The sequence below is a fragment of the Sinomonas susongensis genome (assembly GCF_005877005.1).
GTDB lineage: Bacteria > Actinomycetota > Actinomycetes > Actinomycetales > Micrococcaceae > Sinomonas > Sinomonas susongensis.
The window spans coordinates 74,687-89,269 of sequence record NZ_SSNH01000002.1 but is presented as its reverse complement, the minus strand read 5'-3'; the positions used below and the strand labels follow the sequence as shown (position 1 = coordinate 89,269).

General features: G+C 68.9%; 13 protein-coding genes. All 13 read left to right on the top strand.

The window, feature by feature from the left end:
- Positions 1–9 precede the first annotated feature (9 nt).
- The 13 genes from dop (at position 10) to E6A21_RS03530 (ending at position 14,572) form a co-directional block, all read left to right on the top strand.
- On the top strand, positions 10–1,659 hold the full coding sequence (gene dop, locus E6A21_RS03590) for a depupylase/deamidase Dop (protein WP_246036178.1): 1,650 nt from the start codon (positions 10–12) through the stop codon (positions 1,657–1,659).
- A gap of 93 nt (positions 1,660–1,752) precedes the next feature.
- Complete coding sequence (locus E6A21_RS03585; RefSeq protein ID WP_043128138.1) at positions 1,753–1,956, top strand: ubiquitin-like protein Pup; 204 nt, start codon at positions 1,753–1,755, stop codon at positions 1,954–1,956.
- 7 nt (positions 1,957–1,963) lie between these two features.
- Positions 1,964–2,773, top strand: coding sequence for a proteasome subunit beta (gene prcB / locus E6A21_RS03580; RefSeq protein ID WP_138442778.1), 810 nt, complete (start codon positions 1,964–1,966; stop codon positions 2,771–2,773).
- 1 nt (position 2,774) lies between these two features.
- Complete coding sequence (gene prcA, locus E6A21_RS03575) at positions 2,775–3,473, top strand: proteasome subunit alpha (RefSeq protein WP_138442777.1); 699 nt, start codon at positions 2,775–2,777, stop codon at positions 3,471–3,473.
- Between the two features lie 43 nt (positions 3,474–3,516).
- On the top strand, positions 3,517–4,893 hold the full coding sequence (gene pafA, locus E6A21_RS03570; RefSeq protein ID WP_138442776.1) for a Pup--protein ligase: 1,377 nt from the start codon (positions 3,517–3,519) through the stop codon (positions 4,891–4,893).
- A 101-nt stretch (positions 4,894–4,994) separates the two neighbouring features.
- The gene (locus E6A21_RS03565) at positions 4,995–5,924 is read left to right on the top strand and encodes an FKBP-type peptidyl-prolyl cis-trans isomerase (protein WP_138442775.1); all 930 of its coding nucleotides are present in this window, start codon (positions 4,995–4,997) and stop codon (positions 5,922–5,924) included.
- 42 nt (positions 5,925–5,966) lie between these two features.
- Positions 5,967–6,362 carry an FKBP-type peptidyl-prolyl cis-trans isomerase gene (locus E6A21_RS03560; RefSeq protein ID WP_138442774.1) on the top strand — a complete coding sequence of 132 codons (396 nt, stop codon included), beginning with the start codon at positions 5,967–5,969 and terminating at the stop codon, positions 6,360–6,362.
- Positions 6,363–6,433: 71 nt separating this feature from the next.
- Positions 6,434–8,407, top strand: a complete 1,974-nt coding sequence (locus E6A21_RS03555; RefSeq protein WP_138442773.1) for a helix-turn-helix transcriptional regulator — start codon at positions 6,434–6,436, stop codon at positions 8,405–8,407.
- A 9-nt stretch (positions 8,408–8,416) separates the two neighbouring features.
- Positions 8,417–8,779, top strand: coding sequence for a hypothetical protein (locus tag E6A21_RS03550; RefSeq protein ID WP_138442772.1), 363 nt, complete (start codon positions 8,417–8,419; stop codon positions 8,777–8,779).
- Positions 8,780–8,805: 26 nt separating this feature from the next.
- Positions 8,806–9,099, top strand: coding sequence for a Sec-independent protein translocase subunit TatA (gene tatA, locus E6A21_RS03545; protein WP_138442771.1), 294 nt, complete (start codon positions 8,806–8,808; stop codon positions 9,097–9,099).
- Positions 9,100–9,143: 44 nt separating this feature from the next.
- The gene (tatC, locus tag E6A21_RS03540) at positions 9,144–9,938 is read left to right on the top strand and encodes a twin-arginine translocase subunit TatC (protein WP_138443082.1); all 795 of its coding nucleotides are present in this window, start codon (positions 9,144–9,146) and stop codon (positions 9,936–9,938) included.
- Between the two features lie 9 nt (positions 9,939–9,947).
- Complete coding sequence (locus E6A21_RS03535; RefSeq protein WP_138442770.1) at positions 9,948–12,881, top strand: DEAD/DEAH box helicase; 2,934 nt, start codon at positions 9,948–9,950, stop codon at positions 12,879–12,881.
- A 50-nt stretch (positions 12,882–12,931) separates the two neighbouring features.
- Complete coding sequence (locus E6A21_RS03530; RefSeq protein ID WP_138442769.1) at positions 12,932–14,572, top strand: amidohydrolase; 1,641 nt, start codon at positions 12,932–12,934, stop codon at positions 14,570–14,572.
- Positions 14,573–14,583: the final 11 nt, after the last annotated feature.

The window sequence follows — 14,583 nt, the reverse complement described above, 5'->3', positions numbered from 1 at the left end:
GGGAGCGACATGCCGAGCTCCGAGCGCGGATCCGAGGGCCTTCCCGTGGGCGGTGCCCTGCGCGTCATGGGCTCCGAGACCGAATACGGGATCCACGCCCCGGCGACGCCGGGGGCCAACGCGACCTACCTCTCATCCCAGGTCATCGCGGCGTATGCCAAGCTCACCCGCGAGCGGCTCCACGCATCACCAGGAGCGGGGTGGGACTACACCGACGAGACGCCTCTGCGGGATGCCAGAGGCTGGTCGGTACGGCGCAACCAGGCCCATCCGGACCTTCTGACCGACCTTGAGCCCGTCCTCACCGCCGAGGGGGTGGCCCTCGCCCACGGCCCCTCCGAGCTCGAACTCGACGGAGACCAGGAGCCTGCGCTCATGAACCTCGTGCTCGGCAATGGGGCGCGGCTCTACGTCGACCACGCCCACCCGGAGTACTCGAGTCCGGAGGTGACGAATCCGCTCGACGCCGTGCTGTGGGACTCGGCGGGGGACGCGGTCGTCCTGACCGCGGTCCGTGCCCTGAGCTCGGACTCCGAACGCGGGCCGATCAACCTCTACAAGAACAACACCGACGGCAAAGGCGCGTCGTACGGCTCGCACGAGAACTACCTCGTGCCGCGCGCGGTGCCGTTCACGGACCTCGTCCGCGGGCTCACGCCGTTCTTCGTCACACGCCAGCTCGTGTGCGGCGCGGGGCGCGTCGGGATCGGTCAGGATGGGCGGACGCCGGGATACCAGGTGAGCCAGCGGGCTGACTTCTTCGAGGCCGAGGTCGGGCTCGAGACGACGATGCGCCGCCCGATCATCAACACCCGGGACGAGCCTCATGCGCTGGCGGACAAGTACCGCCGCCTGCACGTGATCGTGGGAGACGCGAACTGCAGCCACGTCGCAAACTACTTGAAGTTCGGCACGACGGCCCTCGTCCTGAGCCTGATCGAGGCGGGCGCAGCCCCTGAGATCGAGGTCCACGAACCGGTCGGCGCGATGCACCGCCTGAGCCACGACACGGATCTCCGCGAAACGGTCCGTCTGCTCGACGGACGACGCCTCACCGGCCTCGAGGTCCAGTGGATGTACCTGGAGGCGGCCGCGAAGCTCGCAGCGGATGCCGGCGTTGCCGCGGAGCACGGTGGCGACGGGCACACGGCCATGGTGCTGCGGCTCTGGGAGCGTGCGCTCACCGACCTCGACGCGGACCTGGACGCCGCCGCCGGATATGTCGAGTGGGCCGCGAAGCGGAGGGTGCTCGAGGGCTACCGCGCGCGGGACGGCCTGGACTGGAACGATGCGCGGCTGGGGCTCATCGACATCCAGTGGTCCGACGTCCGGCCGGAGCGGGGACTCGCGTCCCGGCTCATCGCGAAGGGGAGCCTCGAGCGCCTCGTGGAGGACCGCGACATCGCCCGTGCGGCGATCGACCCGCCGTCGGACACAAGGGCCTGGTTCCGCGGCAAGAGCATCCAGCGGTTCCCGGCGAACGTCGCGAGCGCAAGCTGGGACTCCGTGGTGTTCTCACCCCCGGGGAGCTACCGCCTGCAGCGCGTTCCGACGCGCGAGCCGCTCCGCGGAACGCGCGCCCTCACCGAGCCCCTCTTCGAGGGGCACAAGGACATCCAGGGCTTCCTCGACGCCTTGCTCGGCGAGCGCCACACGTGAGGTTCCACGGGCCGCGTCGCGACCGTGAAAGAGTGACAGTATAGGTTCCACAGCCCGCCGCAGGGGCGCCGGGCTCGACGCAAGGAGGCGGCCATGGCCGGTCAGGAGCAGAAGAGCAGCCAGTCACGGGACGAGAACGAGGACGTCGACCCGGGCACGCCAGCGCCCGCGCCCGCCGCCCCCCAGGCGTCCGAGGCGACTGAGGGAGTCGACGACCTGCTCGACGAGATCGACGGCGTGCTGGAGAGCAACGCCGAGGAGTTCGTGCGCGGGTTCGTCCAGAAGGGCGGCCAGTAGGCCCAGGATGAACGACTTCCTCGCAGAACGCGTCGCCGCCCAGTCGACGTCGTCCTTCACCGAGCACCTCGCCGCAGCCCGTCCCGACCTGCTTCCCTCCAATAGAGTCATTCCCATCGACGCGTCCCACCTCGCGCCGCATGGCACCACGGTCGTCGCCATCGCCTTCGCCGGCGGTGTCGTCATGGCGGGGGACCGCCGGGCAACGATGGGCAGCATGATCGCGAGCCGCCATATCGAGAAGGTCTTCCCGGCCGATCGGTACTCTGTGCTCGGCATAGCCGGAACTGCCGGGCTCGCGATCGACATCGTCCGGCTCTTCCAGGTCGAGCTCGAGCACTACGAGAAGATCGAGGGGACGCGCCTGAGCCTCGAGGGGAAGGCCACGAGGCTCGGCGCGATGATCCGGGCGAACCTCGGGCTTGCCCTTCAGGGGCTCGCCGTCGTCCCGCTGTTCGCGGGCTTCGACCTGGACCAGGGCGTCGGGCGGCTCTTCTCGTACGACGTCACCGGCGGCCGCTACGAAGAACCAGAGCATCATTCGGTGGGCTCGGGATCCGTCTTCGCGCGCGGAGCCCTCAAGAAGCTCTGGCGTCCCGGCCTCTCGGAGGCAGACGCGGTGCGCGTCGCCGTCGAGTCGCTCTTCGACGCGGCGGACGACGATTCCGCCACGGGCGGCCCGGACCCCCTCCGCCAGCTGTGGCCTGTCGTCTACACGGTCACCCGCGCGGGGTACCGGCGGGCGGCGGAGCACGAGCTCAGCCAGATCGCCGGGGACATCTTCGAGCAGCGCAGCATCGCCGGACGGGAGGCCTGAGATGACCCAGCCGTTCTATGTCTCGCCCGAGCAGGTGATGAAGGACCGCGCGGACTTCGCCCGAAAGGGAATTGCCCGCGGTCGTTCGGTCGTCGTGCTCAGCTGCAGGGAGGGGATCGCCCTCGTCGCGGAGAATCCCTCGCCGTCCCTCCACAAGATCGGCGAGATCTACGACAAGATCGCGTTCGCTGCAGTCGGCAAGTACAACGAGTTCGAGAGCCTCCGCCAGGCAGGCGTCCGGTACGCGGACGTGCGGGGCTATTCGTACGACCGGGTCGACGTGACGGGCCGCGGCCTCGCGAGCGTGTATGCCCAGAGCCTCGGTGCTGTCTTCACCGCTGAGCAGAAGCCTCTCGAGGTCGAGCTCACCGTCGCGGAGGTGGGGCACGACGTCGGCTCCGACCATCTCTTCCGGCTCACCTTCGACGGCTCCATCGCGGACGAGCGCCGGTTCGTCGTCATGGGCGGCGCCGCGGAGCGCGTTGCGGAGTCGGTCATCTCGGGCTGGAGCTCCGAGGCCTCGTTCACGGAGGCGATCCAGCTCGCAGCGAAGGCCCTGCGCGAGGATCGCACCGAGACACCCCTGAGCCTCGAGGTCGCCGTCTTGGACCGCCACTCCGAGACCGAGCGCGGCGTCCGCAGGGCGTTCAGGCGGATTGCCGGCGAGGAACTCGACGAACTTCTGGCCGTACCCATCTGAGGCTGCTCGTCCCCCGGGTCAGCAACTAGTCCTAAGGAGCGGCGTGGACCGACGCATCTTCGGTGTCGAGACTGAGTTCGGCATCGCCTACTCGAGCCCTCAGGGGCGGCCGCTTGCGCCGGAAGAGGTCGCACGGTACCTGTTCCGCAAGGTCGTCAGCTGGGGACGCTCGTCGAACGTGTTCCTTGGGAACGGATCGCGGCTCTATCTCGACGTGGGCTCCCACCCGGAGTACGCGACGGCGGAGTGCGACGACATCGCCCAGCTCGTGGCCCACGACCGGGCTGGGGAGCGGATCCTCGTCGACCTGATCGACGAGGCCCAGAAGCGCCTCCGCGAGGAAGGCTTCGACGGGAGCGTCTACCTGTTCAAGAACAACACGGACACGGCGGGCAACTCGTACGGGAGCCACGAGAACTACCTCATCCCGCGACGGACCGAGTTCTCCCGCCTCGCCGAGATCCTCATCCCGTTCCTCGTCACCCGCCAGCTCCTGTGCGGCGCGGGAAAGGTCCTGCGGACTCCGCACGGCCCGGTCTATGCCTTCTCCCAGCGTGCCGACCACATCTGGGAAGGGCTCTCCTCCGCCACCACCCGCTCGCGCCCCATCATCAATACACGGGACGAGCCCCACGCCGACGCGGAGCATTACCGCAGGCTCCACGTCATCGTCGGCGATTCGACCATGGCGGAGACGACGACGATGATGAAGGTCGGCACCGTCGACCTCGTGCTGCGCATGATCGAGTCGGGGGTCATCATGCGGGACCTTCGGATGGAGAACCCCATCCGGAGCATCCGCGAGATCTCGCACGACCTCTCGGGGCGCGCCATCGTCCGCCTCGCCAACGGCTCCGAACTCACCGCGGTCGACATGCAGCGCATCTACCTCGAGAAGGCCAAGCAGTTCGTGCAGGAGTACGGCGCACACACCCCGCACGTGCCCCGCATCCTCGACCTGTGGGAGCGTACGCTCACGGCGATCGAGACAGGCGACACGTCGACGATCGACACCGAGGTCGACTGGGCGATCAAGAAGAAGCTCATCGACTCGTACTGCTCCCGCCACGACGTCGACCTCGATTCCGCGCGCGTCGCCCAGCTCGACCTGACCTACCATGACATCAGCCCTGAGCGCGGGCTGTTCTTCCTCCTCCAGCGGCACGGGGGCGCAGCGCGCCTGGTCGACGACGCCGCCATCAAGGAAGCCGTGGACACGCCGCCCCAGACGACGCGGGCGAGGCTTCGCGGAAGGTTCGTGCAGGCGGCCCAGGCCGCGGGCGCCGACTACACGGTCGACTGGGTGCACCTCAAGCTCAACGACCGGGCCCACCACACCATCCTGTGCAAGGACCCGTTCGCGAACGAGGATCCGCGGGTCGACGAGCTCCTCGACACCCTCCGTCCCTTCGCGGGGTAGTGGGAGAGGCCCCTCACAGGCGGAACCGCTACCCTAGAGGGGGCCGGAGGGCCCCGACCGCCGCCACGGACGTGGCGGACACCCCCACAGGAAGTTGATCAGTGCGCCGACTCTTTGCGCTCTTGCTGCCCCTTGCCCTGCTCCTCGCCGGGTGTAGCTCCGGAAGCTCGTCGAGCCAGCCCTCGCCGTCGAGCCAGAACGCGGGCGACCTCAACGCCCTGAGCTCCCTCAAGGTGACCACCACCGACAAGGCTCCGACCGTGGACTTCAAGAAGCCCCTGACGGTCTCCTCCCTCACCGTGAAGATGGTCCAAGAGGGAAGCGGGGCAGCCGTGAAGGCGGGCCAGTCCGCGGTCGTCAACGTCGTCGCCCTCAAGGGCACGGACGGCAGCGTCCTCGGTGACACCTTCTCGTCCGGCCAGCCGGAGAAGGTTCCGGTGGACAGCAGCCTCCAACAGCAGAACGCCACCCTTTACAACGCCCTCGTCGGCGCCAAGATCGGCTCCTACCTCGCGTACGCGACGCCGCCCGTGAGCGCAGAGCAGGGCGGCGACGGCACGACCACGCTGCTGATCCTCAAGATCGCCGACGCCAAGGACATTCCGGCGCCGCTCTCGGGACCGCAGGGCGACACGGTTACGCCCCCGCCCGGGCTCCCCAAGGTAACGACCGACTCCAAGGGTGTCCCGCAGATCGACGTCAAGGGCGTCGCGAAGCCCACCAAGCTCATCTCCCAGGACCTCATCAAGGGCAAGGGGGCCGTGGTCCAGTCGAGTGACACGATCGTGGCCAACTACGTGGGCGTCAACCTCTCCGACGGGACCAAGTTCGACTCGAGCTACGACCGCGGCACGCCGGCGACCTTTGCGCTGAGCCAGGTGATCCAGGGGTGGACGGACGGACTGACGGGCAAGACCGTCGGATCCCGGGTGCTCCTGGTCATCCCCTCCGCGCAGGCCTACGGCGACCAAGGCCAGGGCGGGGCGAAGGGCGACCTCGTCTTCGTCGTCGACATCCTCGGCGTCCAGTAGGATTCCGGACCGAGCCCCATCCGCCCAGAGAGAGGAACAGCCATGTCCTTCGGACAGCGCAGCTACGACCGGCAGAAGCCGGAGATCGACTTTCCTGACAGCCCGGTTCCGGCCGAGCTCAATATCGTCGACCTGATCGAGGGCGACGGACGCGAGGTCGAGCCGGGCGACACTGTCTCCGCCCACTACGTCGGGGTTGCCTGGTCGACGGGCGAGGAGTTCGACGCCAGCTGGAACCGTGGGGCACCGCTCGACTTCCGGGTGGGTGTCGGCCAGGTCATCCAAGGCTGGGACCAGGGCCTCCTCGGCATGAAGCTCGGCGGCCGCCGTCGGCTCGAGATCCCTTCCGAGCTGGCATACGGCTCGCGCGGCGCGGGCGGGGCGATCGGGCCGAACGAAGCGCTCATCTTCGTAGTGGACCTCGTGGGGATCCGCTGAAGCTCTCCTCTCAGCTGGCCGCGGACGGCAACCGTCCGCGGCCAGCTGCTTCTTGCGGGTAGCCTGCACCTGTGTCCCAGAAGAAGACCGAACGTCTCCTGAACCTCCTGATCGCCCTGCTCCACACGGAGAGGGGGATCTCCCGCGAGAGGCTGCTGCGGGACGTCTATGGCTGGGCTCAGGGCGCAGAGCGCGACAGGGCGGCTGTCGAGCGACAATTCGAACGCGACAAGGCCGATCTGCGGGCTCTTGGTGCTGAGGTCTCCGAGCGCCAGGGCTATGAGCGCGAGGACAGTTCGGCCCCCACTTCGCTCTACCGGATCGACCCGCGGCTCTTCCGCCTTCCCGAGCTCGAGTTCACGCCTCAGGAGCAGTCCCTCCTCGCCCTCGCGGGCCTCGCGTGCCAAGGGGCCCTTGCGGCCGCGCCAGCGCGTGCGGCACTGCGACGGCTCGAGGCGGCCGGGGCGCTTCCCGACTCGCCGCCGTCGCTTGTGCAGCCGCGCGTCCGGATCGGCGATCCGCGCTACGCAGTGCTTGCCGACGCCGCCGCGCGCCGCGCCGAGATCAGGTTCCACTACTACGCCACGAGCACTGGGCGGGAGGAAGAGCGGCGGGTCCAGCCCTGGGGCCTCGGGCAGCGCTACGGACAGTGGTATCTCGTGGGCCACGACGTGGCGCGCGGCGACCCCCGCGTCTTCCGGCTCTCAAGGATCCGTGGGCGCATCGCCGTCGGCGCCGAGCACTCCTTCGGCCCGGCCCCTGCCGGAGCCGTCCACGAGCAGCTCGAGGAGCTCGTGGCGATCCCGGCCGAGAGCGCTCGTCTCCGCATCGCCGAGGGCCGCGCGCTCGAACTCAGGATGGTGTGGACCCAGCTCCCGGACGAAGACGCTCCGGAAGGGTGGGACGTCGGACAGTACCCGTACCAGGACGTGAGCGTCGCGGCAGACTACCTCGCGGGCTTCGGCGACGCGCTGGTCGTCGAAGCGCCCGAGGAGCTTGCAGACGCCGTCGTCCAGCGCCTCGAGGGCGCCCTCGGCGTCCTCGGAACTCCCGGAGCCGCACCGGTTGTGGCGGCTCCGGCGGGGAGACGCATTACGGCATCCGACGAACGGCTCGGCCGGATCGTCGACCTCGTGCCATTCCTCATTCAGGGTCCGGTCCGCGTGGAGGATGCCGCGGCCCGCTACAGCCTCACCCCCCGCGAGCTCGTCCAAGAGCTGAACGTGCTCGAATTCTCCGGTCCGACGGATCTCGGGGGATGGCAGGACTTCATCGAGGTCCAGGTGAACGACGGCGTCGTGAGCCTTGCGAACGCGCCCGACCTGGCACGGCCCCGCCGGCTCAGCATCGAGGAGGCCCTGTCGCTCCAGCTCGGGCTCCAGGCGCTCCTGCCGATGGCCTCGGAGGACGAGCAGCCGGCGATCAGCTCCCTCGCGGCCAAGGTGAGCGCGGCCACGTTGAAGGGCGTGGGTTCGATCCCGGAAATCGACCTCAGGTCCGAGCCTCAGCGCAACGCCGAACTCCTTCCCGTGCTCCGCACGGCCGTCGCCGAAGGCCGGACCTTGCGGCTCGACTACTTGAACCCGACGAAAGACGAGCGCACACAGCGCCTCGTGAATCCGATGGGCCTCCGCTCGGACGGGGACCGGTGGTACGTCGATGCGTACTGCCACCGCGTCGAGCAGCTCAGAGTCTTCCGGGTGGACCGCATTGTCAACCTCGAGCCCGCTGATCCCGTTCCGGTGCCAGCGGACGTCGCGCCGCTTCCGGCCCAAGGTGCGGTCGAGCCCAGGGAGACCGACATCGTGGCCGTGCTCCGCCTCGCTCCCGAGGCACTCTGGGTCGAGCACGAATACGCGGCAGAGGACGGGGTGGACCTCGAGGACGGCAGCCGACGCGTGCGGATGCGGGTCTTCGGCCTCGACTGGCTTCCCCGTTTCCTAGCCCAGTTCGGGGGTTCTGTCGCGCTCGAGGGGCCGGAGGGCGCGGTTGCAGCCAGCCGGGCCTGGCTGTCTCGTGCGCTTCATACGGCGCGCAGAAGATAGGCTCGTCACATGCCGTGGTGGTTCTGGTTCCTGCTCTGGGCGGCACTGCTTCTCGGCAGTGCTGCGGGAGCAGCCTGTGCGGGGGTGTGGCTCGTCCGCAAGGCCCTCCGCTTCCTTCGGGATGCCGGTTCCTCGTTCAGCGAACTGTTCGCTGCTCGCCCAGTGGCGGAGGCCGGAAGCGACGAGGCCGAGAGCGTCGGCGACCTTGCCCGGCCACTGCCCGGCAGCGCGGTCTTCGACCGCCCGGACGAGGTGCGGCGCGCTTACGACCAAGGCAAGGCCGCGCGCCGTGCGGCACGGCGGGAACGGCGAATCTCACGGCGGGCGCAGCGCGGGCAAGCGCAGTCCCCCCGTGACCTAGGACTCATCTAGACTGGTAAAGAAGGAAAGGACTTCTTGTGGGACGACTCTTCGATAGCCCATGGCCTATCGTCATCATCATCGTTGTGGCGCTGCTGCTGTTCGCGGGGCCCAAGCTTCCGGGCATGGCGCGAAGCCTTGGCCAGTCCATGCGGATCCTCCGCTCGGAGGTCAAGGAGATGAGGAACGACGGCAAGTCCGACTCCTCGTCGTCGACGTCTTCGTCTTCGGCCTCCGAGACCGCCGAATCGCCGGTCGAGGGCAAGGTCATTCCGCCCAAGGGCGCTGAAGAGGGCGACGGCGGTACAGCCGGGCCGTCCCAGCGCGCCTGACCGTGGCCACGCCCAAGGGGCGGAAGGCCAATCCCGAAGGCCGGATGCCCCTCATGGAGCACCTTCGGGAGCTCAAGAACCGCCTCATCAAGTCAGCCGCCGGTGTGCTCGTGGGGGCCGTCGTCGGCTGGTTCCTGTACGACCCGATCCTCGAGGCGCTCCAGAAGCCGGTCCGCGACATCGCCCAGCGGACCGGCGGAATCTCCGGAGTCAACTTCTCCACCGTCGGTTCGCCGTTCGACTTCAAGCTGCAGCTTGCGATACAGATCGGGCTCGTCGTCTCGAGTCCCGTCTGGATCTACCAGATCTGGGCGTTCATCATGCCCGGGCTGACCAAGAGGGAGAAGCGCTACACCCTCGCCTACATGGCGGCGGCTGTTCCGCTGTTCCTCGCCGGCGTCTGGATCGGTTGGATCGTGACGCCGAATGTGGTGCGGGCGCTCACCCAGTTCACCCCATCCGGGTTCTCCAACCTCATCGACGGACGCGAGTACATCGACTTCGTCACCCATATGGTCCTCTTCCTGGGCCTGGCATTCCTGGTGCCGGTTGTTCTCGTCGGCCTCAATGCGGCGGGCGTCCTGCCGGGGCGGATGATCCTCAAAGCGTGGCGCATCACGGTACTGCTCGTGTTCGTGCTGGCGGCAGTCGCCGCCCCGGGCGCGGACGCGGTCTCGATGTTCATGCTGGCAGTCCCGCTGCTCGTGCTGTTCTTCGCAGCGATCGGCCTCTGCCTCCTTCAGGACAAGAGGAAAGCCCGTCGGCAGGTCAGGGCAATGGAGGAGACCGAGGCCATCGCCGACACCCCGACGTCACGCGAGGACCTCGACAAGTTCTAGGCTGGACCTATGTCCACCGCCCCCGAGAACCTGACCCCGGCTGAGCGCTTCGCCCTCGATGCAGAACGCCGGGCCTTCGCAAAGACAGAGCTAGGGGCATTTTCTGCCGAACTTCCCTTCCCGCTCGACCCCTTTCAGCGCGAGGCGTGCCGGGCCCTCGAGGCTGGTCGTGGCGTGCTCGTGGCTGCGCCGACCGGCGCGGGCAAGACGGTCGTGGGGGAGTTCGCGGTCCACCTCGCGCTGCGGAAGGGCCTCAAGGCTTTCTATACGACCCCGATCAAGGCTCTCTCGAACCAGAAGTACAGCGAGCTCGCCGAGGCCTACGGGCAGGACCGCGTTGGACTGCTGACGGGCGACGTGACCGTCAACGGCGAGGCTCCCGTCGTCGTCATGACGACTGAGGTCCTGCGCAACATGCTCTACGCGGGGTCGTCGACGCTGGCCGGCCTCGGCTACGTGGTGATGGACGAGGTGCACTACCTCGCGGACCGGTTCAGGGGTGCGGTCTGGGAGGAAGTCATCATCCACCTCCCTCGGGACGTGCGCCTCGTGTCGCTCAGTGCAACCGTCTCCAACGCCGAGGAATTCGGGGCGTGGCTCGACACCGTCCGCGGCGAGACGGACATCATCGTCTCCGAGCATCGCCCCGTCCCGCTCTGGCAGCACGTCATGGTCGGCCGTCGGCTCGTCGACCTCTTCGCGACGCGGCAGTCCTTCGAGGATCTCGCCGACGTCCACGACCACGTGGGCGACGCGGCGGAGGCGGAAGAGTCCGCTGTGGGCACTGCCTCCTCGGAGGATCCACGCGAGCTCACAGCCGTCAATCCAGAGCTGGCCGAGATTGCGCGCCGCGAGGTGCACGCGCAGCACCGCGCCCGATTCTCCCACGGGGGGCGGGCCAACCGGCGGGACGAGCGGCAGCGCGGCGTCAAGGCCGGGGCGGGCCGCGGCAGCGGCACCCAGGCAGCGGGAACCCGCGCGAGCCGACCGCAGATGATCCAGTCCCTCGAACGCCAAGGGCTCCTCCCCGCCATCGACTTCATCTTCTCCCGCGCCGGCTGCGACGCCGCCGTCCAGCAGTGCGTCGACGCAGGTCTCGATCTCACCTCGCCGGACGAGCGGGCGGAGATCTCCGCCGTCATCGAGGAGGCAGCCAAGGACCTGCCCCCCGCGGACCTCGGAGTCCTCAACTTCTGGTCGTGGCGCGAAGGGCTCCTCAGGGGCCTCGCGGCGCACCACGCGGGACTGCTTCCCACGTTCAAGGAGGTCGTCGAGAAGCTGTTCGCGGCAGGCCTCGTCAAAGCCGTCTTCGCAACCGAGACCCTCGCCCTCGGCATCAACATGCCGGCCCGGAGCGTCCTCATCGAGAAGCTCGAGAAGTTCAACGGCGAAGCCCACGTCGACATCACTGCGGGGGAGTACACCCAGCTCACAGGACGAGCGGGCCGCCGCGGGATCGACGTCGAGGGGCATGCTGTCGTGCAGTGGCGCCCGGGACTCGATCCCGCTGCTCTCGCGGGCCTCGCCTCACGGCGCACCTACCCGCTCAATTCGAGCTTCCGCCCGACGTACAACATGAGCATCAACCTTGTGGCCCAGTTCGGTCGGAAGCGCACACGGGAGATCCTCGAGAGCTCATTCGCCCAGTTCCAGGCGGACCGCTCGGTGGTCGGGCTGGCCCGGCAGGTGCGCGAGCGGGAGGAGTCGCTCGCGGGCTATGAGAAGGCGATGACCTGCCACCTCGGCGATTTCAGGGAGTACCAGCGGATCCGCGAGGAGCTCGCCGCCGCGGAGAAGTACGCATCGCGCGAGGCAGGGCGGGCGCGGCGGAACATGGTCGTGGATTCCCTCGCCCGCCTCCAGCCGGGCGACGTCGTCGAGATCGCCGACGGGCGTCTGGGCGGGTCCGCCGTCGTCCTCTCCTCCGACACGAATGCGCGCGAGCCGCGCCCGCACGTGCTGACGTTCGACCACAACCTGCGACGCATCGGCTTCCAGGACCTGACCGGGCCGGTCGAGCCCATCGCCCGGGTCCGGATCCCCAAGCACTTCGACCCCAAGCGCCCGAAGGACCGGCGCGACCTCGCAGCGTCGATGCGCCACGCCGTCGACCGCTCCCGCTTGGAAGGACCGGACAGCAGCAGGAAGCGCCGCTCACGCCGCGACTTCGCCTTCGCGGAGGGCTACGAGGACACGGAGCGCCGGATCGTCGAACTCCGGCGGCAGCTCCGCGCCCATCCGTGTCACGGCTGCGCGGAGCGCGAGGACCACGCCCGGTGGGCGGACCGCTGGACGAAGCTCCGCCGGGAGACTGACCGCCTGGGCGAGCAGATCAGGGGTCGGACGAACACGATCGCGAAGACCTTCGACCGGGTGTGCGATGTGCTCGAGTCCTATGGCTGCCTCGAGCAGGCGGACGGTGACGTGCGGGTCACCGACGAGGGCCAGAAGCTGCGGCGCATCTACGGCGACAAGGACCTCCTCACGGCGCTCGCACTGCGAGCAGGCGCGTTCGACGATGTCGACGAGGCCGAGATGGCGGCTCTCGCGAGCACCCTCGTGTACCACGCGAAGCGCGACGAGCCAGGTCTGCCGCCGAAGATGCCGAGCGTTTCGCTCGACGTCGCCGTGGACATGCTGGTCCGGGAGTGGTCGCGGCTCGAGGACGTCGAGGAACAGCACCGCCTTCCCCGTACCGCCGAACCCGATTTCGGCCTCGTCTGGCCGCTCTACAAGTGGGCCCGCGGACGCGACCTCCAGAACGTGCTCTCCGGGACGGAGCTCGCCGCCGGCGACTTCGTGCGCTGGGTCAAGCAGGTCGTCGACCTCCTCGACCAGCTCGCGGAGGTTCCCGGCATCGAGCCCCGGCTCCGGCGTCTCGCCCGTGCGGCCATCGACAGCATCAAGCGCGGCGTGGTCGCCTACTCGGGCGTCTCCGACTAGCTTCATCCTCACCGCCGCAACCCCTGCCCGACCGATTGAAAGGCATTTCCATGTCCTCCGAGCCTGAGCTCACCCTCTACCGCAATGGCTCCGTGTACTCGACGGCAGACCCCCTCGCCTCGGCGATGCTCGTAGACGACGGCACCGTGGCCTGGGTGGGCTCCGAGCAGGCCGCGTCCTCGATCGCCGATTCCAGATTGCGGATCATCGACCTCGACGGGGCGGTCGTGACGCCGGGATTTGTCGACTCGCACGTCCACCTTTCGGACACGGGCTCGGCGCTGCGGTCGCTCGATCTTTCCGGCGTCCGTTCTGCAGCCGAGCTGCTCCGGGCCCTCGAGCAGGGCGCCTCGGAGGGCAGCGGCACGCTCCAGGGACACGGCTGGGACGAGTCGACGTGGGAGGATTCCACTTTGCCCACGGCTGGGGAACTGGAGCGGGCGGCGCGCGGTCGCAAGGCGCTCCTGACCCGTGTGGACGCCCACTCCGCGCTCGTCTCGCCAGCTCTGGCCGCGGCTGCAGGCCTCGATGGGGCCGACGAAGGCCGTGCGGACGGGTGGAACGGCGCGCTCGCATCCCGTGCCGCCCTGAGCGCCGTGCGTTCCGTGGCGCGGCCAACGGACCACGCCGAGATCCGGTCGCTGCACCGCGCAGCCCGCGAGCACGCGGCGAGCCGCGGCTATGTTGCCCTCGTGGAGCAGGCGGCCCCGCAGATCAGCGGTGTCGATGACCTCCGCCTGCTCCTCGGCTCGCCCGAGGAGCCAGACCTCCCCGAGGTCTTCGCCTATTGGGGCCAGCTCGCGCAGTCGGCCGAGGAAGCGCGGGAGATCCTCGGCTCGCTTGGGGCGCCTGTGCTCGGACTCGCGGGTGACCTGAATATCGACGGTTCGCTCGGGTCTCACACCGCGCTGCTCTCTGCTGACTACGACGACGCAGCCGGGCACCGCGGAACCGCCTACCTCAGCCCCGAACAGGTGGGGCGGCACCTCGCCGCCTGCTCCGAGGTAGGCATCCAGGGCGGCTTCCACGTGATCGGTGACGCCGCGCTGCAGATAGCCCTCGACGGTCTGGCCCTCGCGACCGAACTCGCCGGACCGTCAGCGGTCCGGGCGGCAGGACACCGGCTCGAGCACGTCGAGATGGCCTCTCCCGAGGCCATCTCGGCGCTTGCCGGCTATGCCGTGACCGTGAGCGCCCAGCCGCTCTTCGATGCTTCCTGGGGCGGCGAGGGGCGTCTCTATCAGCGTCGGCTCGGCGAGCGGAGCGTGGGAATGAACCCCTTCGCACGCTTCGCATCGGCCGGTGTCCCGCTGTGCTTTGGAAGTGACAGCCCCGTGTGCGGGCTCGATCCCTGGGCGAGCATCGCTGCGTGCCTTGGCCATTCGACCCCGTCGGAACGCATCTCGGCACGGGCGGCCTTCATCGGCCACACACGAGCCGGGTGGCGGGCCATCAGGTATCACGATCCCCTCATGGGTCAGCTTGTTCCCGGAGCGACGGCCAGCTTCGCCGTCTGGGAGGTCGACGAGCTTATGGTCCAAGTCGCCGACGAGCGGGTCCAGGCCTGGAGCACCGACCCCCGTGCGAGGACGCCCCTCCTGCCCGCCCTCGACACCGAGAATGCCCCCCGGTGCCTCGCAACCGTGCACCGCGGACGTGAACTCTACCACTCCGACGGTTTCGAGGCCTGACAAGGGGGGCC

What these genes read in the sequence shown, in the direction of transcription:
- dop (WP_246036178.1), top strand. Translation starts at nt 10, where the DNA reads ATGCCGAGCTCCGAGCGCGGATCCGAGGGCCTTCCCGTGGGCGGTGCC.
- E6A21_RS03585 (WP_043128138.1), top strand. Translation starts at nt 1,753, where the DNA reads ATGGCCGGTCAGGAGCAGAAGAGCAGCCAGTCACGGGACGAGAACGAG.
- prcB (WP_138442778.1), top strand. Translation starts at nt 1,964, where the DNA reads ATGAACGACTTCCTCGCAGAACGCGTCGCCGCCCAGTCGACGTCGTCC.
- prcA (WP_138442777.1), top strand. Translation starts at nt 2,775, where the DNA reads ATGACCCAGCCGTTCTATGTCTCGCCCGAGCAGGTGATGAAGGACCGC.
- E6A21_RS03560 (WP_138442774.1), top strand. Translation starts at nt 5,967, where the DNA reads ATGTCCTTCGGACAGCGCAGCTACGACCGGCAGAAGCCGGAGATCGAC.
- E6A21_RS03550 (WP_138442772.1), top strand. Translation starts at nt 8,417, where the DNA reads ATGCCGTGGTGGTTCTGGTTCCTGCTCTGGGCGGCACTGCTTCTCGGC.
- tatC (WP_138443082.1), top strand. Translation starts at nt 9,144, where the DNA reads ATGCCCCTCATGGAGCACCTTCGGGAGCTCAAGAACCGCCTCATCAAG.
- E6A21_RS03535 (WP_138442770.1), top strand. Translation starts at nt 9,948, where the DNA reads ATGTCCACCGCCCCCGAGAACCTGACCCCGGCTGAGCGCTTCGCCCTC.
- E6A21_RS03530 (WP_138442769.1), top strand. Translation starts at nt 12,932, where the DNA reads ATGTCCTCCGAGCCTGAGCTCACCCTCTACCGCAATGGCTCCGTGTAC.